General features: G+C 57.0%; 30 protein-coding genes. 16 read left to right on the plus strand and 14 right to left on the minus strand.

Annotated features, from left to right (window positions below):
* The coding region (locus B3M53_RS01200) for a histidine kinase dimerization/phospho-acceptor domain-containing protein (protein ID WP_286799475.1) at positions 1–652 on the minus strand (652 nt) is incomplete at its 3' end.
* A gap of 248 nt (positions 653–900) precedes the next feature.
* On the opposite strand from B3M53_RS01200, the gene B3M53_RS01205 reads away from it, so the two are divergent.
* The 4 genes from B3M53_RS01205 (at position 901) to B3M53_RS01220 (ending at position 3755) form a co-directional block, all read left to right on the plus strand.
* Entirely contained in the window at positions 901–1833 is a 933-nt protein-coding gene (locus tag B3M53_RS01205) for a ribose-phosphate pyrophosphokinase (RefSeq protein WP_022701537.1), read from the plus strand.
* 174 nt (positions 1834–2007) lie between these two features.
* Complete coding sequence (locus tag B3M53_RS01210; protein ID WP_286799476.1) at positions 2008–2643, plus strand: 50S ribosomal protein L25/general stress protein Ctc; 636 nt, start codon at positions 2008–2010, stop codon at positions 2641–2643.
* A gap of 85 nt (positions 2644–2728) precedes the next feature.
* Entirely contained in the window at positions 2729–3313 is a 585-nt protein-coding gene (gene pth / locus B3M53_RS01215) for an aminoacyl-tRNA hydrolase (RefSeq protein ID WP_286799477.1), read from the plus strand.
* 181 nt (positions 3314–3494) lie between these two features.
* Entirely contained in the window at positions 3495–3755 is a 261-nt protein-coding gene (locus tag B3M53_RS01220) for a hypothetical protein (protein ID WP_022701540.1), read from the plus strand.
* 292 nt (positions 3756–4047) lie between these two features.
* On the opposite strand, the gene B3M53_RS01225 is transcribed toward B3M53_RS01220, so the two are convergent.
* Positions 4048–5052 (minus strand): calcium/sodium antiporter, encoded by a 1005-nt coding sequence (locus B3M53_RS01225; RefSeq protein ID WP_286799479.1) that lies wholly within the window; start codon positions 5050–5052, stop codon positions 4048–4050.
* Positions 5053–5343: 291 nt separating this feature from the next.
* Here B3M53_RS01225 and B3M53_RS01230 point away from each other — a divergent pair, with 291 nt between their 5' ends.
* From B3M53_RS01230 to B3M53_RS01255, 6 genes are all read left to right on the plus strand, one after another.
* On the plus strand, positions 5344–8679 hold the full coding sequence (locus B3M53_RS01230; RefSeq protein ID WP_286799482.1) for a PAS domain-containing protein: 3336 nt from the start codon (positions 5344–5346) through the stop codon (positions 8677–8679).
* A 66-nt stretch (positions 8680–8745) separates the two neighbouring features.
* On the plus strand, positions 8746–8877 hold the full coding sequence (locus tag B3M53_RS01235; RefSeq protein ID WP_286799483.1) for a hypothetical protein: 132 nt from the start codon (positions 8746–8748) through the stop codon (positions 8875–8877).
* A 217-nt stretch (positions 8878–9094) separates the two neighbouring features.
* Positions 9095–9403 carry a hypothetical protein gene (locus tag B3M53_RS01240; protein ID WP_273145957.1) on the plus strand — a complete coding sequence of 103 codons (309 nt, stop codon included), beginning with the start codon at positions 9095–9097 and terminating at the stop codon, positions 9401–9403.
* A 125-nt stretch (positions 9404–9528) separates the two neighbouring features.
* Positions 9529–9831: a hypothetical protein gene (locus B3M53_RS01245; protein WP_160092200.1), complete on the plus strand. Its 303-nt coding sequence runs from the start codon at positions 9529–9531 to the stop codon at positions 9829–9831.
* 63 nt (positions 9832–9894) lie between these two features.
* On the plus strand, positions 9895–10605 hold the full coding sequence (locus B3M53_RS01250) for a response regulator (RefSeq protein WP_160092199.1): 711 nt from the start codon (positions 9895–9897) through the stop codon (positions 10603–10605).
* A gap of 5 nt (positions 10606–10610) precedes the next feature.
* Positions 10611–11924 carry an ATP-binding protein gene (locus B3M53_RS01255; RefSeq protein WP_286799485.1) on the plus strand — a complete coding sequence of 438 codons (1314 nt, stop codon included), beginning with the start codon at positions 10611–10613 and terminating at the stop codon, positions 11922–11924.
* A 233-nt stretch (positions 11925–12157) separates the two neighbouring features.
* Here the strand turns inward: B3M53_RS01255 and B3M53_RS01260 are convergent, their stop codons facing one another.
* The 10 genes from B3M53_RS01260 to B3M53_RS01305 all read right to left on the minus strand — a co-directional run bounded on the left by B3M53_RS01260 (position 12158) and on the right by B3M53_RS01305 (position 21071).
* A complete protein-coding gene (locus B3M53_RS01260) occupies positions 12158–12448 on the minus strand; it encodes a hypothetical protein (protein ID WP_286799487.1) in 291 nt (96 codons plus the stop codon).
* Positions 12449–12707: 259 nt separating this feature from the next.
* Positions 12708–13511, minus strand: coding sequence for a HEPN domain-containing protein (locus B3M53_RS01265; RefSeq protein WP_286799488.1), 804 nt, complete (start codon positions 13509–13511; stop codon positions 12708–12710).
* Entirely contained in the window at positions 13498–14724 is a 1227-nt protein-coding gene (locus B3M53_RS01270) for a DUF262 domain-containing protein (protein WP_286799489.1), read from the minus strand. The genes B3M53_RS01265 and B3M53_RS01270 overlap by 14 nt, the downstream gene beginning before the upstream one ends.
* 423 nt (positions 14725–15147) lie before the next feature.
* On the minus strand, positions 15148–15366 hold the full coding sequence (locus B3M53_RS01275; protein ID WP_286799491.1) for a hypothetical protein: 219 nt from the start codon (positions 15364–15366) through the stop codon (positions 15148–15150).
* A 401-nt stretch (positions 15367–15767) separates the two neighbouring features.
* The gene (locus tag B3M53_RS01280; protein ID WP_286799493.1) at positions 15768–16202 is read right to left on the minus strand and encodes a DUF6998 domain-containing protein; all 435 of its coding nucleotides are present in this window, start codon (positions 16200–16202) and stop codon (positions 15768–15770) included.
* A 56-nt stretch (positions 16203–16258) separates the two neighbouring features.
* Positions 16259–16573, minus strand: coding sequence for a hypothetical protein (locus tag B3M53_RS01285; RefSeq protein ID WP_286799494.1), 315 nt, complete (start codon positions 16571–16573; stop codon positions 16259–16261).
* Positions 16574–16575: 2 nt separating this feature from the next.
* Positions 16576–19284, minus strand: a complete 2709-nt coding sequence (locus tag B3M53_RS01290; protein WP_286799495.1) for a hypothetical protein — start codon at positions 19282–19284, stop codon at positions 16576–16578.
* Positions 19271–19636, minus strand: a complete 366-nt coding sequence (locus B3M53_RS01295) for a hypothetical protein (RefSeq protein WP_286799496.1) — start codon at positions 19634–19636, stop codon at positions 19271–19273. Before B3M53_RS01295 ends, B3M53_RS01290 begins: the two co-directional genes overlap by 14 nt.
* 11 nt (positions 19637–19647) lie before the next feature.
* On the minus strand, positions 19648–20229 hold the full coding sequence (locus B3M53_RS01300) for a hypothetical protein (protein ID WP_286799497.1): 582 nt from the start codon (positions 20227–20229) through the stop codon (positions 19648–19650).
* A 149-nt stretch (positions 20230–20378) separates the two neighbouring features.
* Positions 20379–21071 (minus strand): hypothetical protein, encoded by a 693-nt coding sequence (locus B3M53_RS01305; RefSeq protein ID WP_286799498.1) that lies wholly within the window; start codon positions 21069–21071, stop codon positions 20379–20381.
* Between the two features lie 38 nt (positions 21072–21109).
* Here B3M53_RS01305 and cas1 point away from each other — a divergent pair, with 38 nt between their 5' ends.
* On the plus strand, positions 21110–22198 hold the full coding sequence (cas1, locus tag B3M53_RS01310; RefSeq protein WP_286799499.1) for a CRISPR-associated endonuclease Cas1: 1089 nt from the start codon (positions 21110–21112) through the stop codon (positions 22196–22198).
* Between the two features lie 18 nt (positions 22199–22216).
* Positions 22217–22771, plus strand: a complete 555-nt coding sequence (locus B3M53_RS01315; RefSeq protein WP_286799500.1) for a hypothetical protein — start codon at positions 22217–22219, stop codon at positions 22769–22771.
* Positions 22772–22804: 33 nt separating this feature from the next.
* Here the strand turns inward: B3M53_RS01315 and B3M53_RS14735 are convergent, their stop codons facing one another.
* Positions 22805–23176 carry a helix-turn-helix domain-containing protein gene (locus tag B3M53_RS14735; protein WP_414690679.1) on the minus strand — a complete coding sequence of 124 codons (372 nt, stop codon included), beginning with the start codon at positions 23174–23176 and terminating at the stop codon, positions 22805–22807.
* Positions 23177–23341: 165 nt separating this feature from the next.
* Here B3M53_RS14735 and B3M53_RS01320 point away from each other — a divergent pair, with 165 nt between their 5' ends.
* From B3M53_RS01320 to B3M53_RS01335, 4 genes are all read left to right on the plus strand, one after another.
* Positions 23342–23599 (plus strand): hypothetical protein, encoded by a 258-nt coding sequence (locus B3M53_RS01320; protein WP_286799501.1) that lies wholly within the window; start codon positions 23342–23344, stop codon positions 23597–23599.
* A 1314-nt stretch (positions 23600–24913) separates the two neighbouring features.
* A complete protein-coding gene (locus tag B3M53_RS01325) occupies positions 24914–25681 on the plus strand; it encodes a hypothetical protein (protein WP_286799503.1) in 768 nt (255 codons plus the stop codon).
* Positions 25674–26012 carry an STAS-like domain-containing protein gene (locus tag B3M53_RS01330; RefSeq protein ID WP_286799505.1) on the plus strand — a complete coding sequence of 113 codons (339 nt, stop codon included), beginning with the start codon at positions 25674–25676 and terminating at the stop codon, positions 26010–26012. Before B3M53_RS01325 ends, B3M53_RS01330 begins: the two co-directional genes overlap by 8 nt.
* Positions 26009–26458 (plus strand): hypothetical protein, encoded by a 450-nt coding sequence (locus B3M53_RS01335; protein ID WP_286799506.1) that lies wholly within the window; start codon positions 26009–26011, stop codon positions 26456–26458. The genes B3M53_RS01330 and B3M53_RS01335 overlap by 4 nt, the downstream gene beginning before the upstream one ends.
* Before the next feature lie 82 nt (positions 26459–26540).
* Here B3M53_RS01335 and B3M53_RS01340 read toward each other — a convergent pair.
* On the minus strand, positions 26541–26840 hold a 300-nt coding region (locus B3M53_RS01340; RefSeq protein WP_286799507.1), incomplete at its 5' end, for a UvrB/UvrC motif-containing protein.

Below are 26840 nucleotides of genomic sequence, written 5' to 3' on the forward strand. Positions count from 1 at the left end.
AATAGCTCAGCAATGTGTCGATCAGCACCAGCATGTCGCGAGACTTGGACTTCACGTCCTTGAGATAGCCGACAGCTTTTTCATTGTCGGGGCCGTCGAGCTCACGCTGGGCGAGATCGGCCAGCAATGAGATTTGCCGCGCCGGCGCCTTGAGGTCATGAGACGCGCCGGCGGCGAAATCGCGCAGCGTGCCGTTGGAGCGTTCCAGCTCGGAAGTTCGTCGTTGGACCTGACGCTCCAGCGAGTTGGTCAATTGCTTGAGCTGGCGTTCGGCGCCGGTGCGTAGAAGCACTTCGTCTTGAAGGCTTTTATTGCTTTGCGCCAATTGCTCGCTGCTCGGCATGGCCAGCGCTTTGGGCAAGAGCGGCCAGAGCACGACAGCGGTCGCTACAGACACAATGGCGGTGGCGAGTTTCAGCCCGCCTTCAATGAAATAGGCCGGCGTCCAGACCGTGTAGATCGAGAATAAATGGGTGACGCCGCAGAGAATGATGAAAAGAATGAACAGATACGCGACCGGTCGGAACAGGATGTCGGGGCGCTTTACGGAGATCCACCAGATCACCACCGGTATGGACAGATAGGACAGACCGATCAGCACATCCGCCATGACATGCATGATCAGGATGTCCAGACGCCATAAATAGCACATGCCATGCGGCATGAATCCGTGGAGCGATTGCATGGGACCCCTGAAAGCTTTTGCAGAACATGATGATTTTGAGGTTAGCGCTCTTAAGACAATGTTCCAGTAAAAGGCGAGCTGTTCCCCCAAAAGGGGAAAATCGTCCGTTTACGTCATGTGAGCCTTGTCGGCAGACCGGGCGCCGCGCCGCTTTGCCAGCCGCGCTTATCCTGCTATGAGCGCGCCGCGGCTCAGAACACGGGAGAGGGCGGATCATGAAACTGATGTGCGGCAACGCCAACCGGCCATTGGCGAAGGCCATTGCAGATTATCTTGACGCCCCTCTGTCGGATGTTGAGATCGAACGCTTCGCCGACGGCGAGTTGTTCGTGCGCATTGACGAGAACATGCGCGGCCAGGATGTCTTCATCATCCAGCCGACCTCAGAGCCGGCCAATGACCATCTGATGGAGCTGTTGATCTGCATGGACGCGCTGGCGCGCGCCAGCGCCAACCGGATCACCGCCGTCATCCCGTATTTCGGCTATGCCCGGCAGGACCGCAAAACCGGCGGCCGCACCCCGATCACCGCCAAGCTGGTGGCCAATCTGGTCGCGGAAGCCGGCGCGCACCGGGTTCTGACCATTGATCTGCATGCGGGCCAGATCCAGGGCTTTTTCGATATTCCGACCGATAACCTGTTCGCTACTCCGGTGATCGAGGATGACATCCGCAAGCATTACGATGTGGAAGACCTTCTGATCGTCTCGCCGGATGTGGGCGGGGTGGTGCGCGCACGCTCGCTGGCCGGGCGACTGGGCGCAGACATCGCCATTGTCGACAAACGCCGGCCGAAGGCGGGCGAGTCAGAAGTGATGAACATTATCGGCGATGTTGAAGGTCGCCGTTGCATCATCTTTGACGACATCATCGATTCGGGCGGCACGCTGTGCAACGCCGCGGCGGCATTGAAGGATCAAGGCGCCAAGGAAGTCTCCGCCTACATCACCCATGGCGTGTTGTCAGGCAAGGCGGTGGAGCGGATCTCCGGTTCGGTGCTGAAAGAGCTGGTGGTGACCGATTCCATTGATGTCACCGCCAAGGTCAAGGCGAGCAAGAATATCCGCTCGCTGTCCGTGGCGCCGCTTCTGGGCGAGGCGATCCGCCGGATCGCCAATGACGAGTCCGTCTCCAAACTGTTTGACTAGCCGTTTTCGCCTCGCGCCGCGGCGAAGAGTCAGCGGATCGCTTGCGCTCATCGCAAGCATCCGCTATACGCCGCGGCTCGAAAGTTCTTACTCAGTCACTGATGGCTGAACGAAGCGCGCGCCGCCAAAACCGGCGGCGCTTGCGTTTAAACCGATTTCGTATGGGACCGGATCATGAGCGATATTGTTCTCTCCGTCGAAGTGCGCGAGCGCACAGGTACTGGCGGCTCGCGTGAGACCCGCCGCAACGGCTATGTGCCGGGCGTTCTCTATGGCGGTGACAAAGGTCCCGTCGCGATCGCGCTTAAAAACAACGAAGTGGTCAAGGCGATCAATTCGGGGTCCTTCCTGGCCTCGATGATCACCATCGATCACAAGGGTGAAAAGCAGACCGTGCTGACGCGCGACGTGCAATTCCACCCGGTGCGCGACGAGCCGGTTCACATCGACTTCCAGCGCGTTGACGAAACCACCGTCATCACCGTCGAAGTGGCTGTTCAGTACCACAATGAAGAAAAGTCTCCGGGCCTGAAGCGCGGCGGCATTCTCAACGTGGTGCGTCACGCGATTGAAGTGAACGTGCCGGCGGGCTCGATCCCTGATCAGATCGACGTGGATCTGTCTGGTTATGACATCGGCGACTCCATTCACATCTCCGCAGTGACCCTGCCGGAAGGCGTGAAGCCGGCGATCACCGATCGTGACTTCACCATCGCCACCATCCAGAACTCGCGCGCTGCCCGTGACAGCGACGAAGCCGAGGCTGAAGGCGAAGACACCGAGGCCGAGGCCGAGGGCGGCGAGGAGTAATCCTCTTCCCTTCGCCGGAAACGGACTTAAAAGGCGGCTGGCGGACTTCATGTCCCGGCCGCCTTTTTCATTTGTGGAGCGCGCCATGCATTTGATCGTGGGCCTGGGCAATCCGGGCGGCCAATACGCCGGCAACCGTCATAATGTCGGCTTCATGGCGCTGGACGCCATCGCCGAGGACTGGCGGCTGGGGCCGTGGAAGAAACGCTTTCAGGGGCAGACCGCCGAAGGGGTTGTGGAGACCGCCAAAGGTCCGCGCAAGGTGCTCCTGCTCAAGCCTGAGACCTATTACAACGAAGCCGGGCGCGCGGTGGCCGAAGCGGCGCGTTTTTACAAGATCGAACCGGAGAACATCCTCGTCTTCCATGACGAGCTGGATCTGGCGCCGGGCAAATTCCGTCTCAAGACGGGCGGCGGCCATGCCGGCAATAACGGTTTGCGGTCCACCAAGGCGCACATCCAGGGCGAGTTCAAACGCGGGCGCATCGGTATCGGCCATCCCGGCGACAAGAACCAGGTGACCAACTGGGTGCTGGGCGATTTCTCCAAGGCTGAGGGCGTGTGGCTGGGGCCGTTGCTGGACGCGATTGCACGCGCCTTCCCGTTGATCGTGGAAGACAATGACGACGCCTTCCAGACCAAGGTCACCCATCTGGCGCCGGCGCCCTAGCGGGCAGGACATCACATTTCCGCCCGCTTGCGGGCGCGAATGCGCCGTCAAAAACACTCCAGAACATCACGCTTTCGGCGTTCTGCCGCCATATGGATCCATCATCTTCAATCCTGTCAGACGACACGGCGACCCTCAGACGCCGCGTCAGAGTCTGGCTTTAGAGCAAGGAGAGAGACTGATGAAACGCCAAGTTCTGATTTCGACGATCGCCGCCGCCGCGTTCGCGGGGACCGCCTTCGCCCAAGCCCCGATGTTTGACACAATTGATGTGGATGGCGACGGCCTGGTCACCCTGTCGGAAGCGCAAGCGGTCGCGCCCGAGCTGACCGAAGACGAGTTCGCAGCGTTTGACGTGAACGCCGATGGCGGTCTGGATGAAGGCGAGTTTGAAGCCTGGGCCGCGACCGTCCCGGCTGAAGACCACGGCGACCACCAGTAAACGCCACGCTTCACACCCTCGCACGTCCCCCAGCGTGCACGGCCAGGGCCGGTTGCGACAGCAACCGGCCCTGTGTCTTTGCGGTCTTGTGGTCGGGCAGATGAACGCTCTGACAGGCTTGCGGCGAAGCGGCCTTAATGACGCCCCGAGCTTTCCTTGTTGCAGCCCTTATGGCGTCACACCACGCGCAGAGAGTGACTGTGCTCCTCCCCGAGCGCCCGCCGCAAGGCGGATGAACCTTCCCATCTGGCCGGCTGCCTTCGTGCAGCCGGTCATTTTTTTGTCGGTGGGCCTAGAGGGGAAGGCTGGGGGGATTCAGAAGCAGAAGGATGGCGATATAGCCAACATAGGCCACACTCATGGCCACGCCGGACATGCGCCCGATCGGACGGCGCAGGACTGCGTAAGCAAGGACCGCCAGGGCTGCGGCCGCCATGATCCAGAAGTCAAACTGGAGAAACTCCGCCTCAACGGGGGCGGGCGCGCCTGTGGCGACGCTGGCCGCGACGCCGGTTATGCCGCCCACGGCGCAAATATTGAAGATGTTGGAGCCCACGACATTGCCGATCGCCATGCCGCCCTGTTTGCGCATGGCTGCGACAAAGGCGGTGGCCAGCTCCGGCAATGAGGTGCCGAAGGCGAGAATGGTCAGGCCGATCACGGCGTCAGACACATTGAACAGCTCGGCGATCCCGACGCCGCCATCCACGATCAGCTTCGCGCCGACGGGCAGCATGACGAGGCCGCCCAACAAGAACAGCGCCACCATCGGGGCCTTGCTGGGCAGACCTTCCATCTGATCAATGTCGGTCAGCTCGGCGATCATGGGGTCATCGCGATGGGTTTTCGCCGTCAGGGCCAGAAAACCGATATAGCCGACAATGCCGACGGAGAGGATCACGCCATCTGTCAGCCCCAGTCCGCCATCCCAGCACAAGGCGATGAACAGCCCGGTAAAGGCGAGCGCGATCAGCGCATTACGGCGGATCCCGGTGGAGGTCGAAGCGATAGGCGCGATGATCGCAGGCAGACCCAGCACCAGCAGGACATTGGCGATGTTGGAGCCGACGATATTGCCGATGGCGAGGCCCGGCGCGCCTTCCACGGCTGCGGCGGCGCTGACCATCATTTCAGGCGCGCTGGTGCCAAAGGCGACAATGGTCAGACCCACCAGCAGCGGCGGCACGCCCATCTTGCTGGCGAGCGCAGTCGCGCCGCGCACCAGGATGTCGCCGCCCGTCAAAAGGACGACGATGCCGCCAAGCACCATCAGGCTGAACAGAAGAATATCAGGCATGGATATGTCCGGCGCGCGGCGGGGTCGCCCCGCCAGACGCCTTAATCCAGGCGCTTGTTGTCGATCAGGTTCAGGATCGCGAAGATGCCGAAAGCGAGGCCAAGGGCGACAAGAGCTGCCATGAAACCGGTCCTTCTGATGAGTCGGGTTTGCGCGATGCGCAGGTTCACCCGCGCATATAGCGCGCCTCAGCGATGAGAGGAAGAGTCCGCGCTTGAAGTTCACCAGTCATTGACACCGCTCAGCCATGATACGCTTGTAAATTATGCAACCCGGGCGGAGAGTTCGTTCATGTCGAACGACACCACATCAGATTTCAAGAGCCGCCGTCTTCTGGAAGCCATCTCCGAGGTCCAGGCGATTTACATAGGCGGCGATGAGGACGCGCACGCCTTTTTCCAGCGCTTGCTGGATATTCTGCTCGACATCACGGATTCCGAGTACGGTTTCGTCGGCGAGGTTGTGGGGTCAGGCGATGGGGTGAATCCCTGGCTGCGCACCTGGGCCATGACCGATATCAGCTGGGATGACGCTTCGCGTGCGCGTTATGGTCCGTCCGGCGTCATGGAGTTCAGCAATACCGATTTGTTGTTCGCTTCGGTGTTGAAAAACCGCAAGGCCGTCATCGCCAACGCCGGTCCGGATGACACGCTGGATGTGCGCCTCCCGCACGGCCATCCGCCCATGTCCGCCTTTCTGGGCTTGCCGATGATGAGCGGCGACGAATTGCTGGGGGTTGCGGGCGTCGCGAACCGCGCCGGCGGATATGAGGCGGACTTTCCAGACTTCCTCAAGCCGCTGACCAACACCATGGGCGCGTTCATCAAGGCGCGCCGGTCCGAGGACGCGGCGCGTCGCGCTCAGTCGCAACTGGCGCATTCGGAATCGCGCTACGCTCTGGCGATCCGGGGAACGGGCGCGGGGATATGGGAATGGAATGCGGAAGACCAGACTCAGTACTGGTCCCCGCGATTGAAGGAAATCCTTGGCTTTCCCGCTCATTACACGCCGCCGACTTCAAGACTCGGGGCGGATTTTGTGCACCCTGATGACCTGCTGCGATACCAGTCGACGATCAAGCGCCACATGCTCAGCGGCGAGCCCTTTCAGCTACGTGTCCGGCTGAAACGGGCCGACGGCGCCTGGGTCGCTGTGGACTGTCATGGCCAGGCTGAGCAAGGCGGAGACGGCGCCGTCCGGCGCATGGTCGGCACCATGGTGGATGTCAGCGCCCTGGCGGATGCAGAATCGAATGCGCTGAGAGCGCGTTTGACGGCCGAGGTTGCGATCGGAAGCGCGAATATGGGCCGGTGGTGGTATTCGGCGGATGACGAGATGCTCACTCTGGATGGGCGTTTCGCAGCCTTGCTGGGGCGTCCCGAGCTGGAGAGGCGGTCTTTTCCAGTCTCCGAGATGCTGTCGCTGACCATCCCTGAAGACCGCGACAAGGTCATGTCAGCCATCTCTGAAGCGCTCGATTCCACGAGCGGCCGTTTGAGCTTGTCGCATCGCATCGTCCGGGCGGACGGGGACGTCATCTGGTTGCAGGTGGACGGCGCGACCATCCGGCGCGATGAGCAGGGGCGCGCCCGGGAGCTGACGGGGATCGCCGCTGACCACACCCCGCTGCGCAAAGCGGAAGAGGATGCCAATGAGTTGCGCCGCCTCTACGAACTGGCCATAGCGGGCTCGGACCAGGCGGTGTTCGACATCGACTTCGAGGTGGATCGCGTGTTCGCGTCACCAGGCTATTACGAGATGTTGCGCCATCCCCAGCCAGCATCCGTGCGGCGTATCACGGACTTGCTGGAAGCGGTGCATCCAGATGATTTGCCGGCGGTCCAGCGCATCATGCGCGAGCCGGACCTCAACGGAGGCGAGACCGGGCCGCACAAGCAACATCTGATCTTTCGCCTGCGCCGGTCAGACGGCGCCTATCGCTGGATAGAAGGCGCGGGCGAAGTCCTTTGCGACCCTCAGGGGCGCCCTCTGCGGATGTCCGGCACGTTGCGCGACATCACAGAACGGCGGCGCATTGAACAGGAAGCGCGTCAGGCGGGCCTGCGGGCGCAGATGGCGTTGCGGGTCGCGGGGCTAGGCGTGTGGGAGCTGGACGCCACCCAGGCCAAGATCCGCGTCGATGAGACGCTTGCGGGCATTCTGGGCGCACCCGGGCTGGCGGAAGGGCTCAGGGATCCAGAAGAGCTGTTTGATCTTGCGCATCCGGACGATGTGGCTGAAGCCCAGAACAGGTTTGAAGCGCTATTGACCGGTCATGCGGATCAGCTGGTCATGGAACACAGGGTTATCACGCCGTCAGGCGCGGTGGTCTGGATCAAGGCGCATATCCGCGTCACGGATCGGGACGAAGCTGGAGCGCCTTTGAGCATAGTGGGCATCGTCGAGGATCTGTCTCAGCACAAAGCGGCCGAGGATGCCTTGAGGAATGCGCTGGCTCGCGCAGAAGCGGCGAGCGACGCCAAATCCCTGTTCCTCGCCAATATGAGTCATGAAATCAGGACCCCGCTCAACGGCGTTATGGGCATTGCGCAATTGCTGGCCCTGACCGAGCTGAATGACCGTCAGAAAGAGTTCGTGCAGACGATCCGCTCTTCTGGCAGGGCGCTATTGTCGATCATCGAGGATATTCTGGACCTCTCAAAGATCGAGGCGGGCAAGTTGAGCCTGGTTAAACGGCCCAGCCGACCGTCCGATGTCATTGCAGAGACGTGTCAGGCGCACAGCCCTGAAGCAGCCCGCAAGGGGCTGGATCTGACGGTGACTTTGCAATCCGAGCTGTCGCGCATTGCGATGATTGACGCCAACCGGTTGCGGCAGGTGATCAGCAATCTTCTCAGCAACGCCGTGAAATTCACCGATGCCGGTTCCGTTGGCGTGGAGGCGATGCTGCTGGATGATGATTTGTTGCGAGTGGAAGTACGCGATACGGGGCCGGGGCTGAGCGAGTCGGTGCAGCAGCGAGTCTTTGGCCGGTTCGAACAAGCCGACATGTCCCATAGTCGCAGCCATGAGGGGTCGGGTCTGGGGCTTGCCATAGCACGTGAGCTTGTGACCCTGATGGGCGGCCGGATCGGAGTCAGCTCCCGTGTGGGAGAGGGGGCCTGTTTCTGGTTCGAGATTCCAGCGCCGCTCGCCAACGTTGACGATGCTCCGGTCGAAACCACGGCGCCGGCCGCTTCACTGGGTTTGATCGCGGACACCAGGGATATGCGCGTTCTGGTGGTGGACGATCAGTCCGTCAATCTGGACGTGACAGCGGAAATGGTGCGGCAGGGGGGCTGCCGACCCGTTATTGCGGCCAGCGGGCGTGAGGCGCTCGATCTGTTGCAATCCGAACGGTTTGACGCCGTGCTGATGGATCTGCACATGCCGGGCATGGGCGGAGAGGAAGCCATTCGGCGCATTCGCGCCGGAGAGGCGGGGGCGGCCGGTGTGCCGGTTTATGTGGTCAGCGCGGACGCCACCACGGAGACCCGCACCCGTATCAGCGCCTTGGATGTAGACGGATATTTCACAAAACCTGTTGAGATGCGGGCGCTGGTCGAAGCGCTGAATGGGCTGAAGGGGCGTCCGGCATCAAAGGTTCCAGACCCCGCCGCGTCTTAGACCTGAACTTGAGAGGCGATCATATCATCCTATATATTGGTCTCCACAGACTGCAAGGGAGACAATATGGCCACCCGAATTGAAAAGAACGAAGCGCGCCAAGCTGTGCGCAAAGGCTGGCAGGAAAAAGTTCTTTATGCATCATTGGCGGGGGCTGCTCTTGTCCTGGCTGTTGTCGCAATCATTTTCATCAGCTGATTCTTTACTAAAATTTCCAGCCTGGTTTTTTTGACGTTCTGATGATGTGGCGAAGCTCGATTCGCCTGTTCCGACGCGAATTCGAGCTTTCCCCTTGCCCCCGTGGCGTGTGTGGCGTTTCTTATCGTCCGCGGGGGGATAAGCGATGACACTATTTTACAGGGTGATCCGACAGAGCGGTCGAGCGTGCGCCTGGGCTCTGGCGTCAGCGTGTCTGATGCTCGCATGCAGCGCAGCTCAGGCGCAGATGACGGGGCCGGAAGGGCGGGTCTATGACGTTCGGACGGAGCAGGAGCGCTATACTGCGCGGTTTCAACCCGGCGGCGCGTATCAGGACGACAGGCCGCGAACGGGGCGTTGGCAGTTTGACGGGCGCACCGTGTGCATGCTCATCGCCGCGGCGGGTCCGCAAGCGCCCGAATATGAAGTGTGTACGCCCTGGCGCGACCTTGAGATCGGTGAAAGCTATGAAAGCCGATACTGGACGGCGCAGGGCGGACCGGCCCACATCACTCGCATTCAATAGAGCCGGCGTCGCTGGGCGGGGTTAAAGCCGTTTTAATTAAAGCTGCATCCTGACTGCAAGCAGTGCTAGGGTCGGCTCGCGTCGCCCGTGGGGAGGTTGACGCCACGGTTTTGAGGGAGGCCGATATGGGGCTGATCTTCGCACGCGCGACCAATGCGACATTCACGATTTTTCTGTCGTTCGTCCTGTCTTACATCATGCTGATCGCCATGGGTATTTTATGGCCCGAGGGGCTCGACTGGCTGGTGCAGCGCGCCAAGGAAGTCGAGGCCATGGTCGTGCGTCCCGGCATTCCGGTCCGCTACAAGGTCTGGCTCGATCTGTTGATTGAAGAAGGCGCGATCCTGTTGCTGTTCTTCACCATGGTGGCGCGCATTCTGGTGGCGATCGTCGGCACCGCGCTCAGCTCTCCGTTCAAGAAGCATTAGCGGACGTTTCAGGCGCAGAAACGCAACTGGTCAATCGCGGCGGATTTGGGCACTCTCGCCCTCATGACGGAACTGCGCCCCGCCCATATTCTGGTCGTTGATGACGATGATCGCATTCGCGATCTTCTGACGAAATTCCTGCGCGCGCGGGGCTTGCGCGTGACCGCGGCGCGCGATGGCGCGAAAGCGCTGTCGCTGCTGGCGCAGATGCGCTTCGACCTGATCATCCTGGACGTGATGATGCCCGGCGCGGACGGGTTTGAAGTGACCGAGACCGTACGCCGCACCGACGCGACTCCGATCCTGCTGCTGACCGCGCGCGGCGAGCCCGAGGACCGCATCAAGGGGCTCAGCCTGGGGGCGGATGATTATCTGGGCAAGCCGTTCGAGCCTGAAGAGCTGGTGCTGCGCGTGCAGGCCATCCTGCGCCGCGCCCTGCCGCAGACGCGCGGGCCGTCGGCGGTGGCGTTCGGGCCATGGCGGTTCGAGATCGAAGCGGGTCAGCTGAGCCAGGACGGCGCTTCGGTGCGTCTGACCGGCGGCGAGACGGCGCTGCTGGCGGCGCTCGCCCGGTCCAATGGCGAGGCGGTGTCGCGCCAGTCGCTGTCCGAGCAGGCCGCCAATGGCGCTGGCGAGCGGGCGGTAGACGTGCAGATCACCCGCCTGAGGCGCAAGATCGAGACCGATCCCAAATCCCCGCTCTATATCCAGACCGTGCGCGGCTCGGGCTACAAGCTTGTCGCCGACCCGGTCTATGACGGCGTCGAGCCTTAGGCCCGATGCGCTTCTCCCTCAAACCCTATCTGCCCAAGGGGCTGTTTGAGCGCTCGCTGCTGATCATCGTGCTGCCCGTCGCGCTGATGCAGGGGGCGGTGACCTGGGCGTTTTTTGAACAGCACTGGCAAACCACCACCGCGCGCCTGAGTGAAAGCGTCGCCGGCGAGGTGTCGCTGGTGGTCCGGCTGTATGAGCGCGACGGCCCCGAAGATTTCGACGCGCTGGCCAATCTCGCCTTCGCCACCACCGATCTCAGCGTCGAGTATCGCGAGGGGGATGTGCTGCCCACCACCCGCCGCACGGCGTTTTTCCGCGCGCTCGACCGCACGCTGCGCAGCGCGCTGGGGGCGGAGCTCGATCACGCCTTCTGGTTCGACACCACCCGCTATCCCTCTTACGTCGACATCCGGGTGCAGGTGGAGGGCGGCGTGCTGCGCTTCATCGCCGTGCGCGACCGGGTGTTCGCCACCACCGGTCATATCTTCCTGATCTGGCTGTTTATCGCCACGGGCCTGCTTCTGACCGTCGCCATCCTGTTCATCCGCAATCAGGTCAAACCCATCCGCCAGCTGGCGGAGGCCGCCGAAGCCTTTGGCCGCGGCCAGGATGTGGAGCGGTTCAAGCCCGCCGGCGCCCGTGAAGTGCGTCGCGCCAGCGCCGCCTTTCTCGACATGCGCGCGCGGCTGAAACGCCATATCGAGCAGCGCACGCAATTGCTGGCGGGCGTCAGCCACGACCTGCGCACCCCGCTCACCCGCCTGCGGCTTCAGCTCGCCCTGATGCCGCAAAGCGAGGAGCGTGACGCCGCCCGCCGGGATCTGGCGGACATGGAGGCGGCGCTTGAGGAATATCTCGCCTTCGCCCGCGGCCAGGCGGGGGAGGAGGCGGACGCGCTCGACCTCACCGCCCTGTGCGAAACCCTGGCCGATGACGCGGCGCGCGAGGGCGTCGATCTGGAGCTGGAGCTGGAGGACGGGCTGACCGCGCCGGCGCGCGAAAGCGCGCTCAAGCGCGCCCTCGCCAATCTGGTGTCCAATGCCGCCGCCCATGCGCAGACCGTGCGCCTGAGCGCCCGCCGCAATGGCTCGCGCATCGAAATCCTGATCGATGATGACGGCCCCGGCATTCCCGGCGATCAGCGCGAGGAGGCGTTCAAACCCTTCTCCCGCCTCGATGAAAGCCGCAACGCCAACCGCAAGGGCGTGGGCCTCGGCCTCGCCATCGCCCGCGACACCCTGCGCGCCCATGGCGGCGAACTGCGGCTGGAAGACTCGCCCTTGGGCGGGTTGCGCGCGCGGGTGAGTCTGCCGGCGTGATTGCTCCACAGCTCGGTCCTCGGGCTTGACCCGGGGACCCATGGGCCTCCGGATCAAGTCCGAAGGCCGAGAGGTTGGGTACTGGCTTTCCCATAACCCCCAATCGTCATCCCGGACTTGATCCGGGATCTGCTGCAGGCGTCTCAGCGATCAGGACAGAGCGGTTCGGCCAGTCCCGGATCGCTGCACGTCCGGGATGACAAATTGGGTGGGGAGATGACGGCGCTCCCGCCTCACCCGCCATACTCGGGCGGCAGGGGCGGGATGCCCAGGGCGGCGCGGTGGGCGTCGGTGAAGTCCTCGCCCTCTTTCAGCCCGGCCTTCTCGCGCAAGTGCTCGTGCAGCCGGGTCAGCTTGGCTTCCAGCAGGGCGTGATAATCCACGCCGTCATCCTTTGCCGGCGCCGGCGCGGCGCTGGCCTGCATCCGCTCATAGCGCTCGGCCAGCCGCAGCGCCTGCTCGGCCTGGCGCAGGCGCCCGGCCTCGGTCAGGCGCAAGGCGCGCTGTTTCAACCCCCGCGCCATCGCCGCCCATTGCGCGGGCGTGATCTCGGCGTCGTCGGTCTCTTCACTCTCTTTCCCAGCCTGAAACCCCGGACTTGATCCGGGGGGTATAGATAAATCAGGCTGAAATTATCGTGTGCTCGATTGAAGAAATGGGGGGGGTGGCTAAAAACAGGTCACTAGCTTAGATTTTGCAATAAATAGACAGGCTGCACATAACTTGAAATGGAAAATGATTTAATATCGTCAGCTACCTTAATTAATATGGTATTATGACCGTCTAATCTAGCGATCCACCGAGAAAATCAGAATTCTTGCATAATGATAGTAGCGCGCTAGCAAGTGCACTAAGAAAAGCAATATTACCTTTAAAGTCATCGTGTGATATAGCAGTAGTTAGTTCGCCATGCGCGATATCATTTCGCTTTGCTATTAGAGAAGTTAGGCGCTCCTCTGCCATGCGAGCTACTACAGCTTTTTTTGTTTCCCTGAGGGCCTTTTTAAGTTCTGTATTTTCGCCAATTTCCGCTCCAAAAGGATCAGGAAGTCCAACTATTTGAAATACTTTCCTCAGTCTATCTGGGGTACTGTTACCCATTAATACAGTAAAAACCCTGGGCTCGAGATGAAATCCGTCTTCGTCAGCAAGGCAGGACAGTAAACTAGAATTTAGTTTTGAATAATCATACTTAACTCCGTTAATGTTACCGCTACCATAATGTGACAGGACGCGACCAGCATTAGACATGAAGCCGTTCCTTAACGGCTCTTCAAGATTACTATATTTCCCTGCCTCATGAGCCTTGATATCAACTACTGACTTTATGAGTGACCTTACGAACTCATCGAACACTCCAATAGATTGAACAAACAAGCCTCGTAGCAGTGCTGATTGATCGGTAGTTTTTAGCTTTAAAGCTTCTGTCAGTCGTCGATTTAATGTTTTATCATGGCTGAATGCTGAAAATAGCGTTCTGGCATTAGTGACGATGATATCATTATAAGCTTGACGAATTTCTGCAGTTGCCTGCAGCTCTTCAAAATATACGTCAGCAATTGACTTCGCGGTGTCAAGCGTTTCCATCCAAAACTCTTACGATAGCTTCACTAACAGCCTCGATCCTATCTTTAATTGAACTTGCTGTATTTGCTCGCCCGACCATCAGCTCGTAGCTCTCTGCGCCATCCGTTGCCAAGCCGAGTATCTCTGTCTTTAGGCGGTCGCTTCGTGAAAAAATTTCATCTTTTCTCTCTCGATGCAGATACATGCCAACCATCTCTGCATCGAATAGTGGCCGGGATAATTTTGGTCTTCCCGCTGCACCTTGCGGGGGCAGGCGGAAGACATCATCGCCAAACACTTCGACACACATATCAAGTGCAACCTCAAAGTCTTCTCGCAGTTTGGCTAATTCATTTTCGCTAGCATAGCGATTGCGCTTCGTGACATCGTCCAGCATACCACGAACTGAACCAGAAATGCTGTCCTTGTCCTTGAAAGCAAAAAACCTAACGACAATTTCTACGTCGGTCATCCGCTTAAATAAGTTGTTCTTCTCAAGTGCTTCAGCGAGGCTGCCATCCGCTAGGACGTTGCTGGCATATTCGGGAATTTCCCAGGCTGTAGTAAATTTCGGCAGTCGCGACAAATCGATGACCAAGTCATTGAATGAGCCAGAGTATAAGGCATTGCGTAATTCTTGAGGATTTAGGCGCTCTCCACCTGTATTAAGGCGATCAAATACTTGGGCCCTAAGGTCTATACTGTCGGATGGCGTAGAGGTGTTGTCGGACGTAAGGGTGATCGCTGAAATCTTAGCCCGATCCAGACCGCGGCGGATAAGGGGTGGCAATTGGGAATAGCGCTTCCCGTTGAGTGCCTGCCAGACCTTGAGGCCTTGAAGGGCAAAATCACCCTCATAGAATGAGGCAATAGCGTTAAGGCGCTGCTGACCATCCATCACCTCGAATTCGCCAAGATTTTTCTCGTATAGAAAAATTGGAGGGACTGGGACGTTCATTATGAAGCTCTCTATCAATTGAGACTTCTTTTTATTATCCCATCGAAGTCGACGTTGATATTCTGGCCGAATATTGGACCAAACTCGATCCTTACCACCTACGCCGATAAAGCTGAGAACGTGCGTTAAGAAAATATCATTTTTTTCTTGAACGACCCGTAAGCGTCCAGTTTGATAATGCTTCTCAATTTGAGTGTCAGCAATTCCGGCAGGTACTACCATCGAGCCTACAGAGACAGGTTCGTCCCCAACATCAATGTCATCAAGATCTGCCAATAGTCTTCCCTACAAAATTCACAGCCAACGTTCATTGGGCCTGTTGTTTCAATCTATCATCGGATGGTTTCATTCAGGAAGTAAAGCAACTCCCATTTTTCACCCCATTAAAACGAGAACAGATATTAGATCCTTCACGAATTTGCATTGCTATAAAGTCGGGGGTCCTGCCTAGGTTCCTGTAGAATCCGCTATCAAGATGTTTATCATATTAGGGGGCGTTGCGAGCGAGCCGCAAATGACGGGATCGGTTTTCTCTCCGCATTCCCCAACCCCATTCGCCTCCTTCCCGATCAGCATGACGCTATCGGCTTGCACGTACCGCCTCAGCGTCTCACCGCGCTCCACGTAGCCCGCGTGTTCGAACTTCCATACCAGGCTGATGTGGAGGCGGGGCAGTGTCCCATATAAGTAAGCACGACGTCATCCTTCACCCAAACAACGCCGCGCCTCCCTTCGAAACTGCTCAATTACTTCCTGATCTAGCTCAGTCATGCCGTCTGGCAGAGGGAAACCTGTCAGCGCTTCATACGCTTCATCGGTAAGCGCCAGGGCGTACAGCATGTTCGGCTGGCCGCGCCCGGCTTTCAGAAACGCAGCAAGCACTTCAAGCCGCACTGCCGTATTCTGATAGACCGACATGAGATGGCGCAACTCCGCTGCTCGCGGCTGCGTTTCTCGTATGATCAGGCGCTCTTCATCTGTAAGTGTCAGAGATGACATGGTTCCCCCCGGTTGTTCACAGTTGTGAATAAACCATGACGTTATAATTTATTCCCGTCCAGGGGGAATACTTATCGCGTCATTAGGATTTTCGTCTCAGGTCCGGAACATCCTTCGGTGCCTCTTGTCCGATCCGCCCATTCTCATCCGCAAAGATCGCCTCGACGGTCACGGGCTCCCGGCATCGCGGGCAACGCCGCGCTCGGGCCTGCGCCTCGACTGTTGCCGCGTTCCCTCCACCAGGGCCTGCATCGAACCGTCGTGGTTTCATGCATCCTTGAGCGCAGGTCAGACGGAACCCCAGAATGAGGTGAGGATGCTCAGCCTTCATGAGAACGCCGCTTGAGCTTGCTCAGGGTCATGGTGTGCTTATTGTCACGCGCTGAGTAACGAGCCCCATCAAGGATGGGGCCGAAAGGCCCAAAATACACTTCTTCCCAGGTGCCATCGGCTTGAACTTGGATCACCAGAAGCAAATCCGCTTCACCACGAAACCCAATCTGGCTTGATGCGTAGCAGGTCTTGATCTGAACGGTCTGTCCATCGGGGGTGATCGCATCATAACCGCTAGCTCCCGCTGGAGCTTTGGTGAGCTCGTAATGCTCGACGCATACGAACTCACCATAATCCCCCAGCAGGTTTCCCATACCTGCCCACTTGTAATCCGGTGCTAACGCCTTTAGCGCGTTTTGGGCTGCGAAAAGTGTTGCAAGAATGTGCTTTATGGCGTCAAGACGATCTTGATTATCGGTCAAGATGCATAGGCTCCACGAGGTTCAGCTTGGCTCAATTTGACCCTGCGGAGCTTCCATTAGCAATGGCGCTTTAGCGGATGTGGCGCTTCATAAATGTTCAATGCGTGCTTCAGAACGATGTCGCGTTCTTGCTCGCTCATAAAAAACACGCCTCCGTTCACTGTCACGAACTCTACTGTTACTTCTTTCAAAGCCGTAGAGAGTGCATATCCCCAGAAAGCATCTTTTCGGCGTTTGCCGTCTTTGATCTTAAATTTCGTGTCTGGGACGCGGTATTGAAATTGTTCGATATATTCTGAGTTCCGCCGTCTTATTTCAGCGCGGATTTCGTCGTGTTTTGGGTCGTTATCAAACAAGATACGCTTGGACATGCTCATTCTACTGCTCCGATTTCCAATTGCTGTGTAGTCGTCGAATTGATCCGTTCCCCGAACTCCCCAACCCCATTCGCCTCTTTCCCGATCAGCATGACGCTCTCAGCCCTCACACGCCGCCTCAGCGTCTCGCCACGCTCCGCGTATCCCGCGTGTTCGAACTTCCATTCCGGGCTGATGTGGTAGCGGGTCAGCGCCCCGGCGTAGGTCTGCATGACCTCACGACCTAGGGGCTCACCCGTCACCCGGTCGAACGCCCGCGAGGCCGCAAGCTCTGGATCGCGTTCGAATGCGGCCACGGGCTTCGCCGCTAATGCTTTAGACGGTCGCCCGCGTTTGCTGGGGGCGGCACCTAAGTCCTCCGCCAGCCCGCATTGGATCGCAGGCTTTGTCTGGAAGCCCACCAGGAAGCCAAAGGGCCTAATCTGCGCGGCATAGGGTTTGCCCGCGTTATAGTGGTCCATCCATTTGAGAAGCGCCGGACTGGTCGCGCCATACCGCAGCGTGGCGGGCTTTTTGAGCGCGGGGTGATATTCGAGCGGCACGCGGTCAGGCGTCCCTTGAAGGGCCGCTGAGAGGATCGCGTACCAAAGATCGTACTGCCAGCGGCGGACGCCCAGCGTATTCAGAGGCGCAACAGGCTCCAGCACGCCCGGCGCGAGGTCGTCGTCGGCGTATGGCGGTATGAGATGGCCCAGGCCATGCGCAGACGCCTTACGGATGATGGGTCGGCCCTGGTCATCGACGTTAAACAGGGCATACCGTTTGGCGCTGATCGCGAAGGCATAGAGGGGCTCAAGCTCCCCATGGCCCGTGAAGTTCACATCCTCCATCTGCAAGATGGAGCCGGGCTTGGCGTAGGGGTTGAACGGCTTGAACCAATCAATGACGGCCTGAGCGCGTACGTGAAAGTCTGACCGGTCCATGCCATCAGGCCGCGCAATCGCCAGGCTGTCTGTGTCGCAGAATGCCCAGCCCAGGCCTTGAGCTTTGGCTTGCGCTTCAGCGAGGGACAACATGAGGCGCGCCGCCGCTGTGATGGTGACGCCCAGGATGGGATGAAAGTAATTGCCGGGCTGCTCCAGCGCGGTGCTTTCCGCGTCACGGAAAACGCCATCCGGCCCGGCTATGCGGATGGTTTCTTTCTTCGGCGCATTGTCGCGCTGCATTTCAATGAAAATGCCATAGGAAGTCGAATTAGCGAGGATTTTAATGGCTAATTGTCGATCATCGCAGCGCTTTTTAGCGTCGTCGCGTAAATCAATGAGCCGCTTAAACAGATCATCTTTTTGAGGATCAATTTCGAAATTCGGATCACCAAAAAGCCGAATAGGCTTTAGCCCCTTTTGAACGGGGCCAGGCGTAAAGACGCGCGCTTCTAATATCTCCGGTGCTCTGCCAGACAAAAGCTTCGCCGCGATCACATCAGAAAGCGCATACCAGACCTCGCACTCAGAGCTGAGATGGTTGAGCCCAATCGTGTTGACCTGACCGTCGTAATTGGCGCGGACCGGAAACAAGTCTTCGTCCGGGCGTACGCGGCATATGGCTGGCAAGCGCCGCCAGGTGTCAGGGTGTTGCAGATCATCCAGTGTGACGCTCGCCAGGAAGGCGCGCACCTCATCTGTCCCATTGCTCACCTCATAACCCTCAGCGATCACAAAACGCCAAAGCCCCATGAGCGTGTTCACGGTCGGGTACATGGATTTGAAGTCGGTGTAGATCACCTCGGTTATCGTGCGGCGGATACGCACTTCCGCCCGCCCACCGTAGTAAGCGCACATGATCGGGCCGAAGCTCGCCCGGTCGATCTCCTGGCTGACCAGGAGCGGCTGAACGCCCATTTCGGTGAGATAAGCTTTGCCCAGGCTCGCTTCGCTGAGGATGCGCGAAAGGTCACGCCCCAGGCCATGACGCGCGTATTCAGACTTGAGCGCCAGGTAGCATTCCCATGTGGCCTGCACGTCTGCACGCGCGTATTGGAGATAGCTATCCGTCAGAGGGCCGCCATGTTCCTCACTGCCGCTCTTGCGCGTCACAGTGCCGAGGGCGTCTGTGAGGCTTTCCAGGCTATGTGAGCGTGAGGTCAGAGCGGCGGCGACGGTCTTAAGGTCGATGAAATAGCCGCGATGCGCTTTGACGCGCTGAGCGCGTTTGCGCATGCCGCGCGGCGTTTCATTGACGCCTGGGATCGCAAAGTCGATCAGGCTCGCCGTACGGCTGAGATGTTTGACGCGGATACGGGGCCGGCGTTCGGTCTTCACCAGGTTAAACGAGAACCCGCCGCGCATGCTGTCACGCGCCGGGCCGTGTTTGATCGCCACCCGCGAGATATCAAAGGGCAGGTTGAACCCGATAATGCAGCCGCTCAGGTCATAGCCGACTTTCAGCAAGATCTCTTCATTGAAGCTATCAACATCTCTGAGCGTGAGGCTGTGCCTGGCGCAATAGGCGCGAAGCGTCGCCACCTCAGCGCTCGAGAGGCTTCCCGCGCGGTAAAATGCGCCTTCCTCATCCAGGCGCTCGCCTTCATGGACTTGGTAAAAGCCCACGCGAAGCTCTTGGCTGGGATCGGTTGTCGTCTCGGTGTCAAAGGTCACAGACCAGGGTGACGCCCCCACGTCCGAACTAGATGGGTTCCGCGGCTCAAAGCCGGGCTTTTCCGTATAGGCGCGCACCGCAATCTGGTTGGGACTAGGCAGGGTCATGAGAGCCCCCGCTCGCATATTCGCCCAGGCCGAGCAGGCGCTCGCCAAATTCGCGCACCGTGTGCGCGATCAAAAGCAAAAGATCGGCCAGGCCGCACAAATAGCGCCCGATCATCTCAGAGCTCGGGTCAGAGGCGTGAACCTCGATACGGTCCTTTTGCGGGTCGGTGAGCTTGCGATGGCAATTGCGGCAGACAATCGCCAGATCGTCGTGGTGAGCGCGCTCCCCGATATGATGAAGCTCTAGGCAAAACGCGTTGCTTTCGCCGCATGTCACACAAGCGGGTGTGCGTGTCCCTAAGCGGCGATAAGCCCGCTCAAGGCGCGCGGTGTACTCGGTCTGTGTGGTCATATCTGACCTCCTTAGTTGTCTGTGATGGCGTAGATTTCCCAAAACACCGGCTCCTCCATGGCCGCGATGCGATGGAGCGTGTTGGGATCGGTTTCGAAGGGGTGGAAGCGGCCATGGATGTCTGTCACCCCGTCGCTTTGAAACGGGGTGAGAAGGGCTATGTCATTGGTTTGAGTGAAGCGGCCTTGCGCCTGCCAGGCGCGCCCGGCCTCAGAGGCGGGCTTGAAGCCAGGAACAAAGATGGTTTTGACCTGGCCTTGCGAGATCACCGGCAAGCGTCGCACGCGCGGGTCATGAAAGGTCCAAACGCGGCCTTTGCGGGTCGCGAGGTTGCGCAGCTTAAGAAAGCGTCTGAGACGTTTTTCAGAGACACCCGCTTCACGCGCGGCCTGGCCAATGCCAGCACCCTCACGCATCAGGCGGATGGCGGCTTCGGTCTCAGGCGTGCTTGCAGGAAGGCGCTCGGCAAAGGTGGCCAGCGGCTCGCCCTTGCGGGGGTGGCCACGGGCCTGAGATGGCGTCAGGCCACGCGCCAAGCCCCGCTCAAGACGGCGGCGGTATTCGGCTTTGTAGTCGCGTTGTTTGCGCGCCATTGACTGCCTCGCGAGGATACGCCCAGCCGACTATCGGCGAGCTTCGCGAGACAAGTTGGAGGTCCAGAATTTGGGGACCAAGATTTCGGAAGTACTTTTAGTTCCGGAGCAATTTCCAAAAAATTCCGAAACTTAATACACTGTAAAAGCTAGAACTTTTCCTCTATAACTTCATCGATAACCGTTCGGCTGAAGCCCTTAGGAGGATTTCCATCGATATAATCGAATAGTTTTTTTGCTTTTCGAATGATTTGCGCATGCCGCACATTAAAGGTGCCATTTAGCCAGTCAGGGTCTTCTGCAATAAGCTCACGAATTGCAGCTTCGATTTCAGGCTTCCGACTAATGGGGCCTCTTCTTTTATCCCCCGGTTTAACTGTTAGCCTTTCAAATTCTGTTTTCGAAAGAACGCGTAGTTCCACAAACGCGCGTCCGTAAGCTTCTACAAATCCGCTCTGAAAATCGATTTTCGAGACTTTTTCTTCATCGTGGGAAAACAATAGACCCGGAACAGGTTCAATTCGCTCAAGACGTTCAGGCAGCCAGGGTTTGCCATACGCTAGGCAGTCACCGCGCCCTAATTGTTCCCGAAGATCATCTTTGAAATTGCGCTCCCACTGCTGTCGCTTGCGCTCAAGGAACTCATAATCACCTTCTATAAAATAACGCTCATACCCTTGCGGTAGAGGCCAACCCCGCCGAATTGCCAGGCCGGGATTTTCGAACGCCCGATAGTTCTCCCGGTCTTTTTTTCCCTCCACCGACCAGCTATGCGCGTATTTCAGCCAAGCCTCAGAGAGTGGAGTTGCTTGTTCCCACAAATGATCGACTTTCCCGGTCATAGGCTGCTAGGATTCCCTCAAGGCGATAGGGGGAGCCAATGCATCAAGCGCGTAAAATTGAGGCGGAAACTCAAACCGCTATTCCATCAGATGAATGGGCGGCGCGCTGTCGATATTGGCTCGAACAATACGAAGCCTCTATTCCCAAACGAAAGCGGCGAGAGCGTCAAGCTCACCCCCTCATCCTGACAGGCAACGGTCTGTCCCTAAGGGTCAATCGCGGAAACCTCGTTATTAAAGACGGGCTCACCCACTACCCCCAGGAAAACAAAGAATACCGGCTTTTCCCCGGCCAGCTTGAAAACCCGCCACGTATCGTTCTGGTGGATGGATCAGGCGAGATCACACTGGACGCGCTCGATTGGCTGGCAGAGCAGGATATCCCGCTCATCCGCCTGAAGTGGGATGGAAGCTTTGTGTCCGTTGTCACCTCAAACGGGCAAGCTGCAGACCAGGACAAGGTGCGCTGGCAGCACGAGACACGACACGACCCAATCGCGAGGCTTGAGTTCGCCTATCCGCTGATAACCCAGAAAGCACTCAATACGCTAGAAACCCTTGAAGGTTGGGTTCCCGATAGCTCACTGAAATCAAGCGCTTTAAAGACCGCTACGCGCGCACTGAAGAAGATCGAAGCCAAGCAGCTAGAAACCCTCTCAGACCTTCTAGGCCAGGAGGGGGTAATCGCGGGTGCGTACTTCCGCGCCTGGGAAGGCATCGAACTCAAATGGGCCGATACCGATAAGCACCCAATACCAGACGATTGGCGGACCTATCGCTCTCGGGCGGCGCTACGTGAGGAAAAGCCTCAAAATCGGCACGCCACACACCCCGTCAACGCCATGCTCAATTACGCTTATGGGCAACTTTGCTCACGCAAGCAGATTGAAGCGATAGCTGAAGGCTATGACCCAATGGCTGGCATCGTCCACGACAGGCGGAAGCGTGTGAGAGGCATCACACCCGCCTTTGCACTCGATATCATGGAGCCGGTGAGGCCGATTGTGGATCGGAAGGTGTTGGAGATTCTACAGGAGCGTATCTTCGTCAAGATGGACTTTGCCCTAGCAGATAACGGAACGGTCCGTTTGGGGGCTGAAATAGCTCGTCGCCTTGTAGGCCTATAATTTAGTGGAGATTTTGTTTTGAATATTCTCGTTATGGCGCTGCTCTTGCAGCCTGTACCCGCAGATGCACTTAACGACCCCGCATTAGTTCCAGGGCAAGGACTAGAGATTTTCAGCCAGGCGCTAGGCTCTACACTGCAATGGTCTGATAACAACCGGCAACGTTTTGGGAATAGCTTATGGGTGGGCAACCATATACGCCTACAGCGTGAGCCGACGGGAGGGCTAACCAATTATGCGGTTACCAGCCTTGAGCGTGCACTGAGAAAAAACTGCACACTAAACCCCCCTCACTACATGGCTTCATATGAGGGGTTCACAATAGGAAGCTTTGCCGTTGATTGCGATGATCTAACCTCCGTATTTGCTTATGAAATCGACGGCCTTGGAATAGATTTTTATCTTTTCAACAGAGACGGGCGAATGATGGCAACGGCGGGCCATGATCTGCATCATGCGCCTCGCAATCTATTTGTTGCTCTAGATGAAAGGGCCGCAGAGATCGGCATGGAGCAATGGGTTCCCTTGCGTGTGGAACCACTTGAGTTCGACATGGATCGCACTTTCAAATAGGCCCTCCACCCCAAACATCATCCAATCAGATTTTTACGGCGATTTATCTATACCCCCCGGACTTGATCCGGGGCCTCCCTCCGCGTGAGGCGCTCCCTCTCCCTCTGTCATCCCCCGCCCTGTGCGGGGGATCCAGTCCGGTTCAGTGGAGGACAGGTCACGGCATGGATTCGCCGGATGAACCGGCGAATGACAGGGAGAGGGCGCGTCACCCCGCGCCGACGCGGCCCAGGCCGCCGCCTCCAGATCACAGACGCGAAAGCCATACGCCTCCGCCCAGCGATAGATGGTGCTCACCCCCACGCCGCAGGCGCGCGCGATCTCGGCGGTCTCCGCCCCCGCCTCCCGCATCGCCCTGGCCCGCGCGATCCTCGGATCCATGATGTCAGGGCTGTCAGTGCTCATGGCGGTGAGGATAGGGGGTGAGGACGGGGTGGGGGATAGGGAAATTAACTCTCAAACAACTACTTTATAAAGCCTTGACATGCTCCTATTAAGGTATAAATTGATGGCCGGTACGGAGTGTATCGGTTTTGTCATTTTAGATCAGTAAGAAAGGGATATCATATTATGACGATACAAGAGCTTGAACAGAAAATCTTTGATATCGAAGAGTTTCGCGTGGTCATTCGTGCGCCGCACTGGGATGACGTTGGTGACTACGATTATCAGCGCAAGGCTGATCGAGGCGGGTCGCTTACCAACTGGTGCCGTTCTCGGTTGGAGCCGTTGCTCGGTGGGCGTCAGTACATCGTGCTTGATGGCGCGTGCAGAGTGCCTCATGGGCGCACGAAGCTTGAGACGCTTCGTGAGAGCTATGAGCGCTAAGTTTGGTGGCGTCTGAACCGCATTATCTCAGCGAGTAATGCCAGAATCGCGCAGCGTCAAAAACGAATCAGAATCTTCTGATTGATGGCTTCTGCGAATCGTTGCAGTTGTTAAAGATCCCACATTTAGCGTTGCGCGGTGATTTTCACTGGCATATCTTGTGCCCAGGTCAGGTTGCTTGACGGTTAAATTTCCGTGAAGCAGCTTGGTTGTCCGGACGCAAAAAAGAAGCCGCTGAGGCTGGTACCCCCAACGGCTTCCGATTGCGTCTCCCGCTTCCCAGGGTCGGGCGCGGGTGTGCCGACGCAGTAGCAATCGCGAGATTTCGCGATTTGTGTGGCTAGGTCAAGCCTGACCCTCCTATCTCGACATCGCTCAAGGAGGGCGAAATGGCGTATTACTGTGTGAATAAGAATGCTCAATCGAATGGGGACCACGAGGTCCACAAAGTCGGATGTTCATACTATCCGGCTGAGGCAAATCGGATCGGTCTGGGCGACCATGCATCTTGTGCTCCGGCGGTCACTGAGGCACGCAAGTACTACACGCAAGTGAATGGATGTTATTATTGTTCCAATCCCTGCCACACTCAGTAGGCGGAGCTTTCTAGCGTCCTATCAGACTACAGAAACCCGGCACGCTAAGCGCGTCGGGTTTCTGGCGCGAAGTTCAAACTTAGTTGAAGCACTTGGAGCTCGGACTTGGTCCGAGATTTGCCGCAGGCGTCTTAGCGATAAGAACAGAGCGGTTCCGGCCGATCCCGGACCGCTGGCGTCCGGGGGGTGAAAGTTATTCCGGCCTTGGTATGCCAGTCATGTCCTTTCCGAATATGTGCCATCCTGTTCACTGCAGACTCTGGCGAGTCGCCTCATTGTGTGAAAAACTTTTGGCTCCATTATTAAATATTGTGCAGTCAAGTATTCTTCTGGTGAGTAAATGCAAATAAACAAAACTAAATATAAAGCTGAAAAATATGAAAAAACTTTATATTAAAAATAAGATTAAAATAGACCGGATAAGGTACCGTAGATCTGTAAAGAAAGAAAAAGAAATAATAAAAAAAACCGTATAAGGTACAGAGAGCAAAGTGTATTCTTAGCTCCAAAGCCTTGGATTATTAAGAGCGATGATAGATATACATTAAAGGCGCCTTCTGAATTTTCACTAAGAACTAATTATAACGAGGTTATGGGGTTTCTAGGGCATTTTAAGAAGCAAGCGTATCTGCGTTCGAGTAAGAAGAAGAGAGGAAATAGGGCTCTAACTCTAGACCTCTCTACCATACAGCGTTTGGCGCCTGGGGGTGCTTTGATTTTGTCTGCAGAAATTGACAGGTGGAGGCGATCAATTGGCTTCCAACCTTCTGTATATAATTATAAATCGTGGGATTTAAAAGTTCAAACTATGTTGAATGACTTACGGTTTTTTGAGTTGTTCGATATGCAGCCGCAGATGCAAAGTACGGAGGATTGGTTAGATGGAGCCACCCGTATGATCCCGTTGATGAGCGGTGTAGGTGCGCCTGGGAGGCAGTGCAAGGAGTTGCAGGGGGCGTTGTCGCTCTTGGCGGGTGGCGCAATTCGAGATGCAACATATATGTATGAAGGCCTAAGCGAGGCGATGTCTAATGTGAGTCATCACGCTTATCCCCCGACGGCTACGTCGAAGTATAATGTTGAGTCTGACCATCGGTGGTGGGCATCCGGATCGTTCAATAAAGACGCTGGGAACCTTAAAGTTCTAATTCTGGATCTAGGCGTTGGAATACCTGCTACTCTGCCGCGCTCAGGGCAATGGGAAGCGATACGACATAAAATGCCAGCTCGACAGGAAGTGTTTCGAGATGATGCCGAGCTTATAAAAACAGCTATGCAAACCTATAGAACCCAAACAGAGGAAAGCAATAGGGGGCGCGGGCTTGTTCAAATGAGTGAGTATGTAGACCAATCAATAGGAGGATTTATGAAGGTCCTCAGCGGCATGGGCGAAGTCCAATACCTTGGGCGTGAGAGATTTAAGGCAAGGCCTTTGTCTGTGCATTTTGGGGGGACGTTTATAGAATGGGAGGTTTCCTATGCCTGAGTGCTCTATTAATGTTGCTACAGAGTTTTCTGAGTTCCCCTCCGGTCGTTTTCCGGATGATGATGAGTATTGTGGAGAAAATTTTAGAGAAAACTGGATTAAACCCGCATTGTCAAAATGTGATGTAGTTTCAATATTTTTAGATGGGACAAGTGGATATCCCTCATCATTTCTAGATGAGGCATTTGGAGCCTTAATACGTGATGGTGTGCTCGATAAAGAAAGTTTCTTTGACAGGATAATATTTCATTGTTCTGGAACCTATGAGCGTTATGTTCCTATGATTAAAAATATTATTTTGAAATCAAATGCCCAGGACACTCAGTTGTGATTGAGTTGGCTTTTGGCGCTGCTCTGGCTCTATTAGCCGGTGTATTTATTAATCTAATGACCGAGCGGCGAAAAGAAATAAACTCAGATATAGAAAGTATTATAATAACTTCTAAGCATTTGGCAAATTTAGCTTGCAGTTATTGGGCTAGTGATGATTGTTCGGATTCGAAAATTAAAGAGGCAAAAATTGTTGCTACCGATATGGAGTTGGCTTCAAAAATTGAGAGGTATAAAACAATTCATCATGAATTTGAAGGTAAAATATCGAAATATGCTATGGATCTAGCTATGGTATGTACAGAGGGCGACTTTCAGGTTCGAGGGCGTTCCTCTGATTTAGATAGAGCTTCAAAAATTTATCGGACGTCTGCACTTTTAAATCAATCTTTATTAAAGGTTAGGGACGAGTTATGCCCAAGAAGCTGGATTTCTATGATGTTTTAGATTATTCGGATTCTGTTTTGGGTCCTTATATTTTTACGCAATCTATTATTCATAACGCATTTAATTGTCGATACACTTCCCCCTAAGCCCCCTCCAACTTCTTAATCTCGTCCCTCAGCCGCGCCGCCTCCTCAAACTCCAGATCCGCCGCCGCCACACGCATGCGCTTCTCGAGATCCGCGATCGTGGCCTTGAGATTGTTGGGTTCGAAGCGGGCCTGATCCTCGGCGACGGCGCGCTCGCGCTTCTTGTCGCGGGATTTGCCGCGGCCCTTGGCGGTTTGCTCCATCACGCCTTGCAGGATGTCGCTGACGCCGCGGACCACGGTGCGCGGGGTGATGCCGTGCTCGAGATTGTGGGCGATCTGTTTCTCGCGGCGGCG

The sequence above is a fragment of the Oceanicaulis sp. UBA2681 genome (assembly GCF_002354675.1).
GTDB lineage: Bacteria > Pseudomonadota > Alphaproteobacteria > Caulobacterales > Maricaulaceae > Oceanicaulis > Oceanicaulis alexandrii.

Coding starts and splice junctions, on each gene's coding strand:
- B3M53_RS01205 (WP_022701537.1), top strand. CDS start 901: ATGAAACTGATGTGCGGCAACGCCAACCGGCCATTGGCGAAGGCCATT.
- B3M53_RS01210 (WP_286799476.1), top strand. CDS start 2,008: ATGAGCGATATTGTTCTCTCCGTCGAAGTGCGCGAGCGCACAGGTACT.
- pth (WP_286799477.1), top strand. CDS start 2,729: ATGCATTTGATCGTGGGCCTGGGCAATCCGGGCGGCCAATACGCCGGC.
- B3M53_RS01220 (WP_022701540.1), top strand. CDS start 3,495: ATGAAACGCCAAGTTCTGATTTCGACGATCGCCGCCGCCGCGTTCGCG.
- B3M53_RS01225 (WP_286799479.1), bottom strand. CDS start 5,052: ATGCCTGATATTCTTCTGTTCAGCCTGATGGTGCTTGGCGGCATCGTC.
- B3M53_RS01230 (WP_286799482.1), top strand. CDS start 5,344: ATGTCGAACGACACCACATCAGATTTCAAGAGCCGCCGTCTTCTGGAA.
- B3M53_RS01235 (WP_286799483.1), top strand. CDS start 8,746: ATGGCCACCCGAATTGAAAAGAACGAAGCGCGCCAAGCTGTGCGCAAA.
- B3M53_RS01240 (WP_273145957.1), top strand. CDS start 9,095: ATGCTCGCATGCAGCGCAGCTCAGGCGCAGATGACGGGGCCGGAAGGG.
- B3M53_RS01245 (WP_160092200.1), top strand. CDS start 9,529: ATGGGGCTGATCTTCGCACGCGCGACCAATGCGACATTCACGATTTTT.
- B3M53_RS01250 (WP_160092199.1), top strand. CDS start 9,895: ATGACGGAACTGCGCCCCGCCCATATTCTGGTCGTTGATGACGATGAT.
- B3M53_RS01255 (WP_286799485.1), top strand. CDS start 10,611: ATGCGCTTCTCCCTCAAACCCTATCTGCCCAAGGGGCTGTTTGAGCGC.
- B3M53_RS01260 (WP_286799487.1), bottom strand. CDS start 12,448: ATGGCGCGGGGGTTGAAACAGCGCGCCTTGCGCCTGACCGAGGCCGGG.
- B3M53_RS01265 (WP_286799488.1), bottom strand. CDS start 13,511: ATGGAAACGCTTGACACCGCGAAGTCAATTGCTGACGTATATTTTGAA.
- B3M53_RS01275 (WP_286799491.1), bottom strand. CDS start 15,366: ATGTCGGTCTATCAGAATACGGCAGTGCGGCTTGAAGTGCTTGCTGCG.
- B3M53_RS01285 (WP_286799494.1), bottom strand. CDS start 16,573: ATGTCCAAGCGTATCTTGTTTGATAACGACCCAAAACACGACGAAATC.
- B3M53_RS01290 (WP_286799495.1), bottom strand. CDS start 19,284: ATGACCCTGCCTAGTCCCAACCAGATTGCGGTGCGCGCCTATACGGAA.
- B3M53_RS01295 (WP_286799496.1), bottom strand. CDS start 19,636: ATGACCACACAGACCGAGTACACCGCGCGCCTTGAGCGGGCTTATCGC.
- B3M53_RS01300 (WP_286799497.1), bottom strand. CDS start 20,229: ATGGCGCGCAAACAACGCGACTACAAAGCCGAATACCGCCGCCGTCTT.
- B3M53_RS01305 (WP_286799498.1), bottom strand. CDS start 21,071: ATGACCGGGAAAGTCGATCATTTGTGGGAACAAGCAACTCCACTCTCT.
- cas1 (WP_286799499.1), top strand. CDS start 21,110: ATGCATCAAGCGCGTAAAATTGAGGCGGAAACTCAAACCGCTATTCCA.
- B3M53_RS14735 (WP_414690679.1), bottom strand. CDS start 23,176: ATGAGCACTGACAGCCCTGACATCATGGATCCGAGGATCGCGCGGGCC.
- B3M53_RS01320 (WP_286799501.1), top strand. CDS start 23,342: ATGACGATACAAGAGCTTGAACAGAAAATCTTTGATATCGAAGAGTTT.
- B3M53_RS01330 (WP_286799505.1), top strand. CDS start 25,674: ATGCCTGAGTGCTCTATTAATGTTGCTACAGAGTTTTCTGAGTTCCCC.